11 protein-coding genes are annotated in these 13,963 nt (G+C 43.3%); 9 read left to right on the top strand and 2 right to left on the bottom strand.

All coding sequences use genetic code 11. From position 1 onward, the window contains the following. Nucleotides 1-33: 33 nt before the first annotated feature. On the bottom strand, nucleotides 34-1,224 hold the full coding sequence (gene serB, locus ACT3QQ_RS00995) for a phosphoserine phosphatase SerB (protein WP_444526551.1): 1,191 nt from the start codon (nucleotides 1,222-1,224) through the stop codon (nucleotides 34-36). A gap of 509 nt (nucleotides 1,225-1,733) precedes the next feature. Here serB and ACT3QQ_RS00990 point away from each other — a divergent pair. The 6 genes from ACT3QQ_RS00990 to ACT3QQ_RS00965 all read left to right on the top strand — a co-directional run bounded on the left by ACT3QQ_RS00990 (nucleotide 1,734) and on the right by ACT3QQ_RS00965 (nucleotide 6,795). Beyond that, nucleotides 1,734-3,191 carry a hypothetical protein gene (locus ACT3QQ_RS00990; protein ID WP_444526550.1) on the top strand — a complete coding sequence of 486 codons (1,458 nt, stop codon included), beginning with the start codon at nucleotides 1,734-1,736 and terminating at the stop codon, nucleotides 3,189-3,191. Nucleotides 3,192-3,376: 185 nt separating this feature from the next. After that, entirely contained in the window at nucleotides 3,377-3,613 is a 237-nt protein-coding gene (locus ACT3QQ_RS00985) for a PA3496 family putative envelope integrity protein (RefSeq protein WP_444520312.1), read from the top strand. 284 nt (nucleotides 3,614-3,897) lie between these two features. Then, nucleotides 3,898-4,455 carry a YecA/YgfB family protein gene (locus ACT3QQ_RS00980; RefSeq protein WP_444520311.1) on the top strand — a complete coding sequence of 186 codons (558 nt, stop codon included), beginning with the start codon at nucleotides 3,898-3,900 and terminating at the stop codon, nucleotides 4,453-4,455. 103 nt (nucleotides 4,456-4,558) lie between these two features. Continuing rightward, nucleotides 4,559-4,999 carry a YbjQ family protein gene (locus ACT3QQ_RS00975; protein WP_444520310.1) on the top strand — a complete coding sequence of 147 codons (441 nt, stop codon included), beginning with the start codon at nucleotides 4,559-4,561 and terminating at the stop codon, nucleotides 4,997-4,999. Nucleotides 5,000-5,062: 63 nt separating this feature from the next. Then, nucleotides 5,063-5,569 carry a YbjQ family protein gene (locus ACT3QQ_RS00970; protein WP_444526549.1) on the top strand — a complete coding sequence of 169 codons (507 nt, stop codon included), beginning with the start codon at nucleotides 5,063-5,065 and terminating at the stop codon, nucleotides 5,567-5,569. A gap of 302 nt (nucleotides 5,570-5,871) precedes the next feature. After that, a complete protein-coding gene (locus ACT3QQ_RS00965) occupies nucleotides 5,872-6,795 on the top strand; it encodes a bile acid:sodium symporter family protein (RefSeq protein ID WP_444526548.1) in 924 nt (307 codons plus the stop codon). A gap of 229 nt (nucleotides 6,796-7,024) precedes the next feature. Here ACT3QQ_RS00965 and ACT3QQ_RS00960 read toward each other — a convergent pair whose 3' ends face one another. Next, nucleotides 7,025-8,155: a formate/nitrite transporter family protein gene (locus ACT3QQ_RS00960; protein WP_444526547.1), complete on the bottom strand. Its 1,131-nt coding sequence runs from the start codon at nucleotides 8,153-8,155 to the stop codon at nucleotides 7,025-7,027. Nucleotides 8,156-8,560: 405 nt separating this feature from the next. Here ACT3QQ_RS00960 and ACT3QQ_RS00955 point away from each other — a divergent pair, with 405 nt between their 5' ends. The 3 genes from ACT3QQ_RS00955 to ACT3QQ_RS00945 all read left to right on the top strand — a co-directional run bounded on the left by ACT3QQ_RS00955 (nucleotide 8,561) and on the right by ACT3QQ_RS00945 (nucleotide 13,831). Continuing rightward, nucleotides 8,561-11,494, top strand: coding sequence for a valine--tRNA ligase (locus ACT3QQ_RS00955; protein WP_444526546.1), 2,934 nt, complete (start codon nucleotides 8,561-8,563; stop codon nucleotides 11,492-11,494). Between the two features lie 280 nt (nucleotides 11,495-11,774). After that, entirely contained in the window at nucleotides 11,775-13,229 is a 1,455-nt protein-coding gene (locus tag ACT3QQ_RS00950) for a Na+/H+ antiporter family protein (RefSeq protein WP_444526545.1), read from the top strand. Nucleotides 13,230-13,504: 275 nt separating this feature from the next. After that, complete coding sequence (locus ACT3QQ_RS00945; protein ID WP_444526544.1) at nucleotides 13,505-13,831, top strand: hypothetical protein; 327 nt, start codon at nucleotides 13,505-13,507, stop codon at nucleotides 13,829-13,831. Nucleotides 13,832-13,963 lie beyond the last annotated feature (132 nt).

Genomic DNA, 13,963 nt, shown 5'->3' with positions numbered 1-13,963 from the left:
CTAGCTTATTAAATAACATAAAGCGTTTAGTACTTACTCAGTAGGCGCCAGTGCTGGATAGCCAAGAGCGTATAAAGTACCTTCAAGCCCTGTCACATTGATAGCGGCATCAGCACGTGCTTGAACGATTGGTTTGGCGTGATAGGCTACTCCCAAATCGGCCAGTGCCATCATCGGTAAGTCATTAGCACCGTCACCGATACAGACTACTTGTGACATCTCAATACCTAAGCGCTCAGCAGTATGCTCAACGATAGCCGCTTTTTTGGCACCATTGACAATAGGCAATTGGACATGACCAGTAACTTCACCATCTTCGATATCTAGAGCATTGGCGTGGACTTCATCGATACCTAGCTGCTCAGCGATATAACGGGCAAAATAAGTAAAGCCGCCTGACACAAGTACCGTATGATAGCCTAGTGCTTTTAGCGCACTGATCGTCGTACGCGCACCAGTCGATAACGTTAGGCGACTACAGATATCATCAAGCACCTCGGTAGAGATACCTTTCAATAAAGCCACACGCTGAGCAAATGATTCATCAAAGTCAATCTCACCGCGCATCGCCGATTCAGTGATGGCTTCGACTTCCTCACCAATCCCAGCAGTTTTTGCCAGCTCTACGATGACTTCTTGCTCGATCAAGGTCGAGTCCATATCAAAGCAGGCAAGCTTATGCGTCCGTAGCATATGACCGACAGATAGAATATGACAGTCCACGATATTTAGATTGTCGGCGCTGTCGGCACTACGTGTGTTGTTATATTCTTCAGTTAAGTCATGACGCAGGCGAGTGGTCAGCTGATCATCAATGATGTGAGCGGCTGCGGTTTTTTTGCCAGGGTGCATCAGTGTGTCAGTGACTGGCACTAGCAGATAGCGGTAAACCTGAGTATGGGTAAAGGGTAGGCGCTGTGCGTCTGCTGCTGTCGGCTCTGTATCAGACACTGTAATATTGACAAAGCTAGCGTCAGTATCTTCAGCAACGGTCACTAAATGCCAACTTGGCTGCTCATCGACCCACGACTGAACGTACTGATGAATATCTAATGCAGATACCTGAGTAGGCAGTACTACAGTGAGCGCAAAAACAGGTAGCGACTGTAGCGCATCAAAGTCTTGCAAATTGGTATCTTCGGGTAATAATACTGCAATAGAGTCGACGGCTTGTTGCCATGCTTTGCTGTCTTTTGGTAACGAATAAGATGTATTTTTTGGCATGGCTCAATTGTCCCTTGTATGCTCATATAAGATTAGGAATAATAACAGTTTTACTGGGCAGCGCCTATAGATGACGTGCAAAGTAACAATGATGCTAAAAAACAGATTTTATGGCGTAAGAAGTCATAGAAAATGCGATAAGGTTATTATGATAAATTTATAAAGTGCTCACGCTATAAGGCTTATTATGGTGATATAGTAGATGAGATAAGCTGACCGTTTATTGATGACCTCTTAGCAGAATATGGCAACGATATTGATGGTATTAGTAATAATGACGTCACCAATCGAAATCTATCCCAATGTGTAAGACCGTTTTGTGCAGTAATGCTTTAGGTCTAACCGTGTCTTAGATGTAATAGTATTGTCAATAGTCGCTAATAATCAGTATTGCTTTATCACTATGTGCGCACTACCATTGGCGCACATCATAATTGTTCAAAAATTAGCCAAAAATGAGCAATAGCCTCGTTTTTTAATTTCTTCTCCCCAAAAAAGTTTAACATATCATGACGTATTTAGCGCCGCGGCAAGGGTTGTTTGCCATTATTCTTCTGGTTAGTTTTTGTTTGCAGACGCTGTTATTGGTCATTAGTACTGACCAGCAGCTGAGCAATAGTCGTGCGTTGAAAGGCGAGCAGATGGTCGCCCAGCTGATTGATGAAGCAAGGTTGTCTTTAGAAAACAAAGATCGTGTGAGTTTAAGCGTTATTGCCAATCGCTACACCAGCGAGCAAGACATCACACGGATACTGATTAAAGACAACAATGACGAGATCTTGGTGCCAGTAGGTAATGCGCCGATGCAGCAAGGTGATACCATTCGCCAAATCGCCACCAATGGCGACGCAGTCATCGGTAGCGTTGCACTGACCTTAAAAGACGTCAGTAAAGGTGAGATTATCACCATGCAGTGGCCGTTTGTCATTGGTACAATGCTGCTACACTTATTGCTTTGGTTAATTTATGGTTACCTCGCTCGCCCGACTAAAGAGCAGATCAATGCATTAAGTCGAGATATCCAAGAGCTGTATCGCGACCAATATAGACCAGTTGATCAGCGTGGCTATGATAGAGAGATCGAGCGCCAGTCAACGGGCCAATCAGTATCTCATTTGGCGGACAGTCAAATAGCGAGCGATAATACTGCAAATGCTGCAGCTGACAAAGTGACTAATACGCGCAAATTTAATGTGCATAATGAAGTGAACCAGTATCTCAGAACCCAACAAAACCAAGAGGCAGGTAGCGATACTGACAATCTAGCGGAAACGAGTGAAGGCGGTGAAAGCGAAGTAGCAGATACCGATAGTGCCGCTTCTAAAGCTGCCAGTCACACGTCTAAATTATCCGCTAGCCGATCTGTTGATAGCGTCACAGTTCAAGTAGGATTCCATGACGAGTTCAATATGCTTGAGCGCTTGGCACCTGCGCAGCGTTTGCCTTATCTAGCACTTTGCACTCAGCTGCTTAATCAAGCTGTGACAGAGTTACTCAAGCAGCCATTGCTATTGGGTGTTAGTGCGATGAATGAAGCGCACTTTGAGGACAATGGCGCAAGCGTGGTGCTAAAAGCTGATAATAGCCATGCAAAAGTGGCGCTTGCAGGTGTGATGCTTGCCAAGCTATATTTAATGCTCAACAAAATTATTCATGATAAGCACATTGAGCTGTCACGTTTTGCTTTACCAGCAAAAGCGGGCGTGAGTGATGAGGCGCAGTCAGAGCCAATGACACATCTGCTGCAGAGTATCGGCAAAAAAGAGCAGCTATTAATACTATTGCCAAATGCAGGTCTCAAGCAAATCAGTAATCATGTACAAGTACATAGTCTTATGCGTCCAACCACGGTCTATGAGCGCGAGTGTGCGATATTTGATGGTGCTAATGACTCATTGATTCAGCGTTTGGCTGATGTTCGTAACGCAGTCCTGATGATTGAAGATGAGGACGACCTGCACGTTTAATGCCGACTGTGTTTATTCATTTATACTACAATTGTCTATTATACGGTCTACTAGACTGTCTTAATCGTAGCCATGAAATGTACTATATTACGAAAAAGGATTGACAACATTCAATTGAGACTTTATAAGGCATATATATATTGATGTATTCTAATACCCTTGCCTAAAAATGATAGGAGTTTGTCATGAGTGACGCTGATATTGATGACGATTTTGATGATGAGTTTGTCGATGATGATGATGCAAAGATGGTTGAAGAAGCTGAGACAAGCGTACGTACACGTTTAAGTAGTCTTGAGAAGCGTCGGTTAATTGATAATTTGCTAGAAGAAAAGCGTTTGGCTAAAGAGTTGAAAGACGATTTAGACGATATAGATAACTTTGACGAAGACGGCGATGATTGGGATGATGACGATTTTTAATTTATCGGTATCAGTCGTTTAAGTGGACTAAAGTGCTTTAGTAACTACTTTAGTAACTAAAAGCCATTTAACCAGTCAAACTAATGGCTTTTTTTGTTTGGTGCTTTGTTACGATTGCTCGCAACCAGTTTATCTCGATAATACTTACTTGATAGAGGTCGCTTGAATTTTAGTGAATTAAGCCGCCTTTAGTCTTTAGCTAAGTATCTAAATACTTGCTCTCTTTTATTTAACCGATCGCGTACTGCGATTGACGACATCTATCTGCTAAGGAAAACCAAATTATGAGTAACAAACTAAGTTTTGATGAATTACTAGACTATTTGGACAATCAAGAAAGCCAGTTCGTGCTAGATAGTGTCGCCGCGCATGGTTTTTTGACAGCGACGGTTATCGGTCGTCCATTACCAAACTGGATGGATGCCCTGTTTGAAGGTCATGTGAGTGAGATTCCAGAAAATGTGATTGACGGTATTAAACGCTGGCGTGATTCGATCATGGCTGAGCTAAAGAACGAGACGCCTATTGAGCTGCCATTTGGTGAAGATGCTGGTGATGAAGAGGTAGCGGTTGATTTCTCGGATGAGTCAGACATCGTTGCTTGGTCAATTGGTTTTGTCGATGCGATGTATGGCGATGAAGCAAGTGATTGGTTTGAAGATGAAGAAACGGCAGAAGATGTCGCGGTATTGACCTTGCCAATGATCGTGCTTAGCGGTATCGATGACGAAGATCCAGAGCTGTCTGAGATGCGTAAAGACGAAGACAAAATGGTACAAATGGCCAATAGTATCGAAGGCAATTTGACTGAATTGTTCTTATTATTTCATACCAATGATTAATGATGCTAAAAAACAGTGCTGCTAGCAGTGCTGTTTATATTTATGCGATATCACACCGTTTAGTTTTACCATGTATTTTACAAGCCACCGATAAGGTCATCCTATGACTGTGCAACTCTCTAACCTTGAGCATTTACCCAATTATCAAATCACCGAACGTCTAGATGTTGTGTACGGTAGTACTGTACGCTCAAAGCATGTGGGTAAGGATTTGTTTGCAGGGTTAAAGAATATCGTTGGCGGCGAGCTGACGGCTTATACTGAGTTATTGGAAGAGTCGCGCCAAGAAGCAATAGATCGCATGATTATCAAAGCAGAGGCGCTAGGTGCTGATGCAATTGTTGGTTTGCGTTTTTCGACTTCTAGCATTGCGCAAGGCGCGTCAGAGTTGTTTGTCTATGGTACAGCGGTCAAGGTCGCGCCAATATCACAGCAGCAGTATCAAAGCCCGTCAGACAGTATTGATAGTCATGCTACTCAAAATACGAATACTCAGACCCAAGCCGCACCTGATGACTTACCGCGTTTCAATCCTTTTGGTTAATCCTACAATACGAAAAACTATAATGCTAAAAGCTCCGATGCTTTTTATGATGAGAAACGTGTTATGAATGATTCACTTACGCAAGTGCTCATCAATTATGGGCCGTTTGTCTTCTTATTCGCGGCTGGCTGGTTTTTTGGGTCGCGCCATGAGCGTCGGCATCTGGCACAGCTAACAGTAGCAGAGCAAGCATTGGGCGATATAACGGTTTCAAGTGAACGCTTATACCGTCCAACATTAGCGTCGGGTAGTGAAGGCGAACTGGTACTGGGTAGTGTCGTCATCGCTCAAGATTATTTCAAAATGATCATTGCTCGCGTATTAAGCGTCTTCGGTAAAAACTTAACCACCTATGAGACTTTGCTAGATCGTGCACGCCGCGAAGCCATCGTTCGTATGCGGACTGAGGCAAAAGCCAAAGGCTACACGCATATCTACGGTTTACGTCTTGAGGTAACCAATGTCAACCAATTAGGCAGTATGGTCGAGGCCATCGCCTACGGTACGGCAGTGATTAGTATTGACCATATTAAACATACATCTGCTGTAGATCACAAAATCCCCGCCTAAATCATTTCTACTTTATTTTCAAGTGTAAAAACCTATAGTTGACTGACGAGTAGTCAGAAAAATCAAATACATACAGTTTTACAACGATATACTGAATTTTACTGTTCCGTCATTATTTCGGCGCACGTAGACGAATAACGTCAAAAATATAGTCTTGAAAAACAATATTGTATGAAAAGTATCATATAAAGAGCTGACAACGTCGGTGGCTTTTACCCAAGATATCAGCAGGATTAGCTGATTGAGCATGACGAAGTTGTCATAAACCTGCCCGTGTGGGCTCTATCTACAAGGATGTAGTTATGGAAGGTGTTGAGTTAGTCACGTTTGTAAATGCAAAAGTCATTCCCATTAGTATTTTTTTAATTATGATGGGCATGGGACTGTCCCTCGTCACCAATGACTTTAAACGAGTCGTCAAATACCCAAAAGCAGTTGCAATTGGGTTAACGAACCAGCTGATATTCCTACCGTTAGTTGGCTTTGCCTTAGCAACATTCATGGCACTAGAGCCTGAGTATGCCGTTGGTGTCATGCTATTGGTACTGTGTCCTGGAGGCACAACATCTAACCTGTTTACCTATCTAGCCAAAGGTGATGTCGCACTTTCGGTCACTATGACAGCCATAGCAAGCGTCATTACCGTATTTACCATTCCTATTGTCCTGAGCTTTTCGCTTGTCTACTTTATGGGCGCTGGTAGTGAGTTTCAGTTGCCAGTGGCTAAGACCATGATCAGCTTAATTGCCTTGACTATCTTACCTGTCAGTATTGGTATGCTGATCAAACGCTATGCCCCTAACGCTGCAGATAAGGGACAGGTTCTGGTTTCTCGTTTTGGTATAATATTTTTGAGTTTCTTGGTGCTATTCTTAAGCTATGTACAACGAGATATTCTTGTAGAAGCCTTAATAGCAACAGGCCCTGTATCATTGATATTAAATGTGTCAACGATGGCGCTTGGTTATTACACCAGTAAATGGTTTGGTTTAGACCCTGCGCAAAGACGCTCGATTACTATGGAAGTCGGCTTACAAAACAGTACGCTTTCTATGTTTATGGCCCTCACGTTGTTAGCTAACTATAAAATGTCGATGACCCCTGCTATCTATACGCTCATTATGTTCTTGACCGCTGGCATCTTGGTCAGAGTCTTTGCTGCCCAGCACAATAAAGCTAAAAAAACTGAGATAGAAAATAGCGTATTGGCAGCACGTAGAATGTAATATGTTTAAGATAGCTGTTGTAACGTATTGCTGAACTAGCTAAGTGACTGTTTCTAATTTAGTATTTCTAATTGATTGTTTCTAAGTGACTGTTTATTGAAGAGCAATTATCTGCTGAAAAGTAAGCAGTTGGCAGAAAATCAGCAATATCTGGTTCAATAAAAAAACCCCATAATCTGCTTTATATGATGAAGCGATTATGGGCTTTTTTGTTTAATGTTAGTTTTAGCTAAAACCTTCTTCTAACCATATTTGCTCTTGCTTCGGCAGACTGTTCCTTTACCTTTTCAACCTCAAATAAGAACGTACGGTTTTTGAGTACCGCGACAAACACCACACCGCCGACCGTATTGCCCACCAGTACCACAACTAAAAATACTAAGTAGCGCCAGAGACTGACGGTATTGCCATACAGCAACGCTGAAAATACTTCGATATTGCCCACGATACTATGATGCAAACCTAAAAATCCAATACTACCTGTGATAAGCGTAACCAGTACGATACGGCTAAGCGTATCTCGTGCAGAGGTAACCAGCCATGCGGCTACACCCATCATCCAGCCCGCTAGCACCGCGCTACCAAATATGACCCACCACTCAAAACCTAAAATATGCTCAGCATAGACATCAATAGCGTGGTCTGTAAAAAGGTGCATATGTAGCCCGAGACCAATCATTAATGCTGCAAATATACAGCCGCCAACGATATTACCAGCGATGACGATGCCCCATAGCCGTATGAGCTTATGCAACGGTTCAATCTTGTTTAAGACGGGTAAGCTTAAGAGGGAAGTCTGCTCTGTGAATAATAACGACTGACCAATCACTACGATAATAAAGCCAATTGGATATAGCAATGATGATAGCACCATGGCATAGCGACTCGGTATCACATCATTGAGTAGAGCAAACGCCGATAAAATCATAAAAAAGCTGATGCCAATCTCTAACCCAGCGGTAAAAGCACTGGTAAATAGCGAGCCAAGTGAGCGCTCAAACGTTTCTTTTGCATGAATAACTTGCTCAACCAATATACTGGCATAGCTTTTTGCTTGGCTTAGATTGTCATCACTGGCGACCTTTTTGATGGTTTCTTTATCTTCTTCGCTGATTTCTTCTGGCAGGTCATCGTTTTCTAAGTCTTCGGTGGCTTTGATAGGTTCGTCTACATCACTATCTGGCGTATCGTCTACGTTCTCGTTTACCTCCTTGTCTACCGTGCTACCTTTAGAAGGGCTATCGCTCTCTTCTGGTATATCGTTACCTTCAGGCACAGGTATTATGGTGCTCGCATTTATACGATCATCGTCTGACAGGTTAGCCTTAGAGTTATGGTCATGCTCAGTATCTTGGGACAAAGTTGGCTCGCTGGTTGTAGGCTAATGATTTTGCGATATAGGGCCTTCAATACGCCCTAGATAAAAACATATTTTATAGTATGGCAATCGTAGATTATGTTTAGCATTGAGTCGACTGCTGTTATTAATTGTTTAATTTAGTTGAGTTCAAATAATTTCGATACAAGGAAACCGAGTGCAAGCGATACATTAGTATGGTCAACGAGGATGACGATGTAGCGGATTTATATGGATTTGACTATAACTTGGTTAAAAACGGCCTTCAGGCTTTATAAATGACCTTAGCATCTAACAAAATATGCCTATCTGCGTTAAAATCACTCTATTCATTATTTTTCTAATTTTTATATTAGCTTTAATCCAATTAACTTTGATCACATTCAATCAATAAAAGATAATGCCATTATGAGTAATCACAACCTCACCACATCTATTCAAGCGGCCTTAAGCCAGTTAGAGCATGCGTATAATCCTGCACAAGTCGAAGCAGGCATGTACCAAGGCTGGGAAGAGAGCGGCTATTTTCAGCCGACATTTGACAAAGACGAGTCATTTTCTATCGCGCTACCACCGCCGAACGTCACAGGCTCGCTGCACATGGGTCATGGCTTTAACAATGCGATTATGGATGCACTCACGCGTTATCACCGCATGGATGGTGACAATACGCTATGGCAACCGGGTACAGATCACGCAGGTATCGCCACCCAAATGGTTGTTGAGCGTCGTTTGGAAGCACAAGGCATCAAACGCCGTGACATGACGCGTGCAGATTTCATTGATAAAGTGTGGGAGTGGAAAGAAGAGTCGGGCGGAAATATCACTGGCCAAATTCGCCGTTTGGGCAGCTCGGTTGACTGGTCGCGTGAGCGCTTTACCATGGATGATGGTCTATCCAATGCGGTAAAAGAAGTGTTCGTTCGTCTGTTTGACGATGGGCTTATCTATCGTGGTAAGCGCCTAGTGAACTGGGACCCTAAGTTCCAAACCGCGCTGTCTGACTTAGAAGTCGAGAACCATGACGAAAAGGGCAGCTTGTGGCATTTCCGCTACCATTTCACGGATACAGACCTAACCACTCAGGATGGCAAAAACTATCTGGTGGTAGCGACCACGCGTCCTGAGACATTGCTAGGTGATACTGCTGTCGCCGTCAATCCTAGCGATGAGCGTTATGCGCATTTGGTTGGCAAAACCATTACTTTGCCAATCACTGGTCGCGTCGTACCTATCGTTGCTGATGATTATGTCGAGAGTGACTTCGGTACAGGCTGTGTCAAAATCACCCCAGCGCATGATTTCAACGATTATGAATTGGGTCGCCGTCATGACTTGCCATTGATTAATATTCTCGATGAGCGCGCTAATATTCTACCAGCGATGGAAGTGTATCCTGATTTGCAGACACGTGAGCCAGAGTTAGAGACTACGCCGAGCGAATATGCAGGACTTGAGCGTTTTGCGGCGCGCAAGTTCCTTGTCGAGCAAGCAGGCGAGCAGGGCTGGCTAGAAGACATTGAGGACTACGCACTAAAAGCCCCACGTGCTGAGCGTGGCGGTACGATCGTTGAACCGTGGTTGACTGATCAGTGGTATGTCGCAGTCAAAGAGCTTGCCAAGCCTGCGATTGACGCCGTAGAAGACGGCAGCATTGAGTTCGTCCCTGCACAGTACAAAAACATGTATATGGCGTGGATGACCGACTTGCAGGACTGGTGTATCAGCCGTCAGTTATGGTGGGGTCATCGTATCCCTGCATGGTATGACGATGCGACGGGCGAGATTTATGTGGCGCGTGACGAAGCGGAAGTACGTAGCAAGTATAATCTCAGCGACGATGTTGTATTGCGTCAAGATGATGATGTACTCGATACGTGGTTTAGCTCAGGTCTATGGACGTTCAGTACGCTTGACTGGGCAGACGTTAACGCTGATCCACGCGTGATGGACACCTTTCACCCAACCAGCGTGTTGGTGACAGGTTTTGACATTATTTTCTTTTGGGTTGCCCGCATGATCATGATGACCATGCATTTTGTGAAAAATGAAGATGGCACGCCGCAAGTACCGTTTAAGACCGTCTATGTGCATGGTCTGGTACGTGATGGCAATGGTCAAAAAATGTCAAAATCAAAAGGTAACGTCTTAGATCCGATCGATCTAATCGACGGTATTGAGTTAGAAGCGCTGGTCGAAAAACGCACCAGCAATATGATGAATCCAAAAGACGCGGCCAAGATTGAGAAGCAAACACGTAAAGAATTTCCAGAAGGCATCCCAGCTTATGGTACGGATGCACTGCGCTTTACCTTTACCTCATTGGCCAGTACTGGTCGCGATATCAACTTTGATCTAAAGCGTGTCGAGGGCTATCGTAACTTCTGTAATAAAATCTGGAACGCCAGCCGTTTTGTCCTTATGAACTGTGTCGATGGCGATAGTAATGCCAAGCCTATCGACCAAGTGGCAAACCCTGATGTATGGGAATTACCAGAAAAATGGATCATGAGTCGTCTAAACTCTAGCATCAAAGACATTCATCAACATTTCGCCCAGTATCGTCTCGATATGGTCAGCCAAGACATCTATGAGTTCATCTGGAATGAGTACTGTGATTGGTACGTTGAGCTAGCCAAAGCCAGTCTAAACGATGATTCGGTGTCGGATGAGCGTAAAGCGCAAATCCGCTATGTGCTACTGCACGTGCTAGAGACAGCACTGCGTTTCACCCATCCAATCATGCCGTATCTGACTGAGCAAATCTGGCAGACCATCGCGCCGCTACTGGGCCGCAAAAACACCGACAGCATCGTGGTCGCTGACTATCCACAAACTGATGCCAGCCAAATCAGTGAGCAGACCGAAGCCGATATGGCGTGGCTACAGGAGCTAATCGCGAGCGTCCGTAACATCCGTGGTGAGATGAAACTGGGTAATGCGGTACGTCTGCCAGTGCTACTACAAAACGTCTCTAGCGATGAAGAAGCGCGCCTATCGCGCATTGCCAATCAGTTCAAAGCGCTTGCCAAAGTCGAGAGCTTAGAGATTGTTAAAGAAGGCGATGAAGTGCCACTCTCATCATCAAGTATGGTCGGTCAGCTACGCGTACTCGTACCGATGAAAGGGTTAATCGATCCAACGGCTGAGCTGGCACGTCTGGATAAAGCGCATGAAAAACTGCAAAAGCAAGCTGATGGTATCGCGCGCAAGCTCGGCAATGAAGGCTTTGTCAGTAAAGCACCTGCACAAGTGGTCGAAGCGGAAAAAGCGAAACTGGCTGAGCTAGAAGGGCAGCTAACGGCGATGACGGCGCAGATGAAGCAGTTAAAAGCGTTGTAAATAAAGCGTAAATATCTATAGTAATAAAAAACGCTGTCACGATTGTGATGGCGTTTTTTATTGTCAGGATGATGGTCAACAAGATATCTACCTGATGTACCTGAGATGCCTAAAATCAGTTAGCGTCGTCCAAACCTATACTGTTAAAGAGTAGTAATACCCCAATAGCCAAATAGGAATGATTCCTTCGCGTTAAGGGGTGTATATTGCATGCTGTTTTTTTATTTTTGAGTTCGCTTTACCCATTTGATTTATTTGAAACATTATTTTGAGGGATATTATGTTAGCTGCTTATCGAGATGATACGTTTTTTCTTAGTCGAGCGTTACCCGTGCTGGTTGCTTTAGCGGCTATTTATGGACTGTTGTCATTGCTGTCTATTCCGATCAATGCTGTGGTGTTGGCCATTGTCCTTATGGTTGTATTTTGTCTTATCAAAATTCCCGTTGCAGTCTCGTTAGTCTCAGCGGCTTTGCTAGGCGGTATGCATGCACAAATGGCGTTTCCAGATATCTTGCAAGTATTGAATGACAACTTACTCAGTGGTGCGCAAGTAGGTATGACTTATATCATGGTCGGGGCATTTGCCGTTGCACTGTCGAGGAGTGGAGTCCTTGATTGGGTGGCGCAAAAAATGGCTCGTAGCCTGAATCGTGAAAGTGTTCATGTGCGCAAACAGGTCAAATGGATGCTGTTTATACTGTTCATTGTCGCCTCGTTACTCTCGCAAAACTTGATTCCAGTACATATCGCTTTTATTCCAGTATTGATCCCGCCATTACTTGGATTGATGAATCGTCTGCAAATGGATCGTCGTGCCATCGCTTGTATTTTGGCTTGTGGTATCAGTGCGTCTTATCTGTTGTTACCGTTTGGTTTTGGTGTGATTTATCTCAACGAGATTTTATTAGAAAATTTTAATACGGTGGGTGCGGCCTCTGGGTTTGTTGCCACAGCCAGTATGGCGCCTAAAGCGATGTTTTTTCCAGTGATGGGTATTTTGGCTGGTATGTTGGTTGCTGTGTTTATCACGTATCGTAAGCCGCGCATTTATACTGAATCACCAAAACAAGAAACGGAGACATCTACCGATCAAGAAAAAATAGAGATAGGCATACAGCCTTTGATTTTTACTGCATTGGCTGTGATAGTGGTGTTGCTGTTTCAAATGTATTTTGATTCGTTGTTCATTGGCGCCATGACAGGGTTTATGATTCTTGGTTTCTCTGGTATCTATCGCTGGCGGGCTCAGGACGATGTCTTTACGCAAGGCGTTCGACTGATGGCTGAAATCGCTGTGATTATTACTATTGCCTCCAGCTTCGGTGCGGTATTGACGGCTACAGGTGACATCGATCCGTTAGTGGCTTCTGCTGCTCAGATGCTAGGTGATAACAAGCTCTTCGGTGCTGTCATGATGCTGGTCGTGGGGTTATTTATCACGATTGGTTTTGGTGACTCGTTTGCTTCTGTACCGATTTTGGCACCTATTTATATTCCATTATGCGTAGCGCTGGGTTTTTCTCCATTAGCGACATTGGCTATGCTTGGTGCGTCTGCGGCATTGGGTGATGCGGGCTCACCTGCGTCTACACTTACGCTTGGTGCGACTGCTGGTCTAAATGCGGATGGACAGCATGACCATATCAAAGACAGTGTCATTCCGACTTTTTTCCATGCTAATATCGGTATGTTGCTGTTTACTTTAATCGCTGTGGTATGGCTGTTGGGTTAAACTGGCTGAGTGTGAAGGGCAGTTGCGGCGATGACGAGGTAGATGGAGCAGTTGAAAGCGTTGTAAATAAAGCGTAAATATCTATAGCAATAAAAAACGCTGTCATAATTGTGGTGGCGTTTTTTATTGTCTACTGGTTGGTTCTCTAACTAGCACTTAGCTTTATCATATAACTGAATATTTGTGTGCTATTCTACATATTTTAATATAAGGTATGAGTCAAATATTAAAAGCTAAGAAAATAAATATATTTAGTTTTATTAGGAAATAGATAAATGGCATGTAAGTTACCGAGTGGTTGTAAAAATGACGTTTTTAAAGAGCTTGATTACTGTGCTTTACATTGCTCAGATGAAGAAGTTGAAGGTAATGATATAGATGATTATTTAGAAGGTTTTTCTAATTTGTTTATGAAATATTTATTTGAAAATATTGTAAGTAATAAGTTTTATAAAGTAGGGAAGGATAGAAAGGTTACGCCTGATTACGAGATAAAATGTTTTAATTATAGCGAGTTGATGGGAAATAACTCCTTAATTGAAAAATTAGGAACAATGGATATAGTAATTAAAAATATAAGATTTACAAAAAAAACATCATAAAGGGATTTTAAATTTAAACTGTACCAATCTAGTCAAAAAACTAGGAAGAGTTAAATTTGAGCACTGTTATTTTCATGATTTTTCTTTCGTTGGTGCATATAATAGTTATTATGAATATTGCTTTTTTAATGA

Origin of the sequence: Psychrobacter sp. AOP7-A1-24, assembly GCF_052376235.1 — a bacterium.
GTDB lineage: Bacteria > Pseudomonadota > Gammaproteobacteria > Pseudomonadales > Moraxellaceae > Psychrobacter.
The sequence above is the reverse complement of the archived record's forward strand: the minus strand, read 5'-3'. Positions and strand labels throughout refer to the sequence as shown.

Bases quoted from the DNA above. Each gene is read 5' to 3' on its own strand.
- ACT3QQ_RS00985 (WP_444520312.1), top strand. From the start codon at position 3,377: ATGAGTGACGCTGATATTGATGACGATTTTGATGATGAGTTTGTCGAT.
- serB (WP_444526551.1), bottom strand. From the start codon at position 1,224: ATGCCAAAAAATACATCTTATTCGTTACCAAAAGACAGCAAAGCATGG.
- ACT3QQ_RS00965 (WP_444526548.1), top strand. From the start codon at position 5,872: ATGGAAGGTGTTGAGTTAGTCACGTTTGTAAATGCAAAAGTCATTCCC.
- ACT3QQ_RS00975 (WP_444520310.1), top strand. From the start codon at position 4,559: ATGACTGTGCAACTCTCTAACCTTGAGCATTTACCCAATTATCAAATC.
- ACT3QQ_RS00955 (WP_444526546.1), top strand. From the start codon at position 8,561: ATGAGTAATCACAACCTCACCACATCTATTCAAGCGGCCTTAAGCCAG.
- ACT3QQ_RS00990 (WP_444526550.1), top strand. From the start codon at position 1,734: ATGACGTATTTAGCGCCGCGGCAAGGGTTGTTTGCCATTATTCTTCTG.
- ACT3QQ_RS00980 (WP_444520311.1), top strand. From the start codon at position 3,898: ATGAGTAACAAACTAAGTTTTGATGAATTACTAGACTATTTGGACAAT.
- ACT3QQ_RS00970 (WP_444526549.1), top strand. From the start codon at position 5,063: ATGAATGATTCACTTACGCAAGTGCTCATCAATTATGGGCCGTTTGTC.
- ACT3QQ_RS00945 (WP_444526544.1), top strand. From the start codon at position 13,505: ATGGCATGTAAGTTACCGAGTGGTTGTAAAAATGACGTTTTTAAAGAG.
- ACT3QQ_RS00950 (WP_444526545.1), top strand. From the start codon at position 11,775: ATGTTAGCTGCTTATCGAGATGATACGTTTTTTCTTAGTCGAGCGTTA.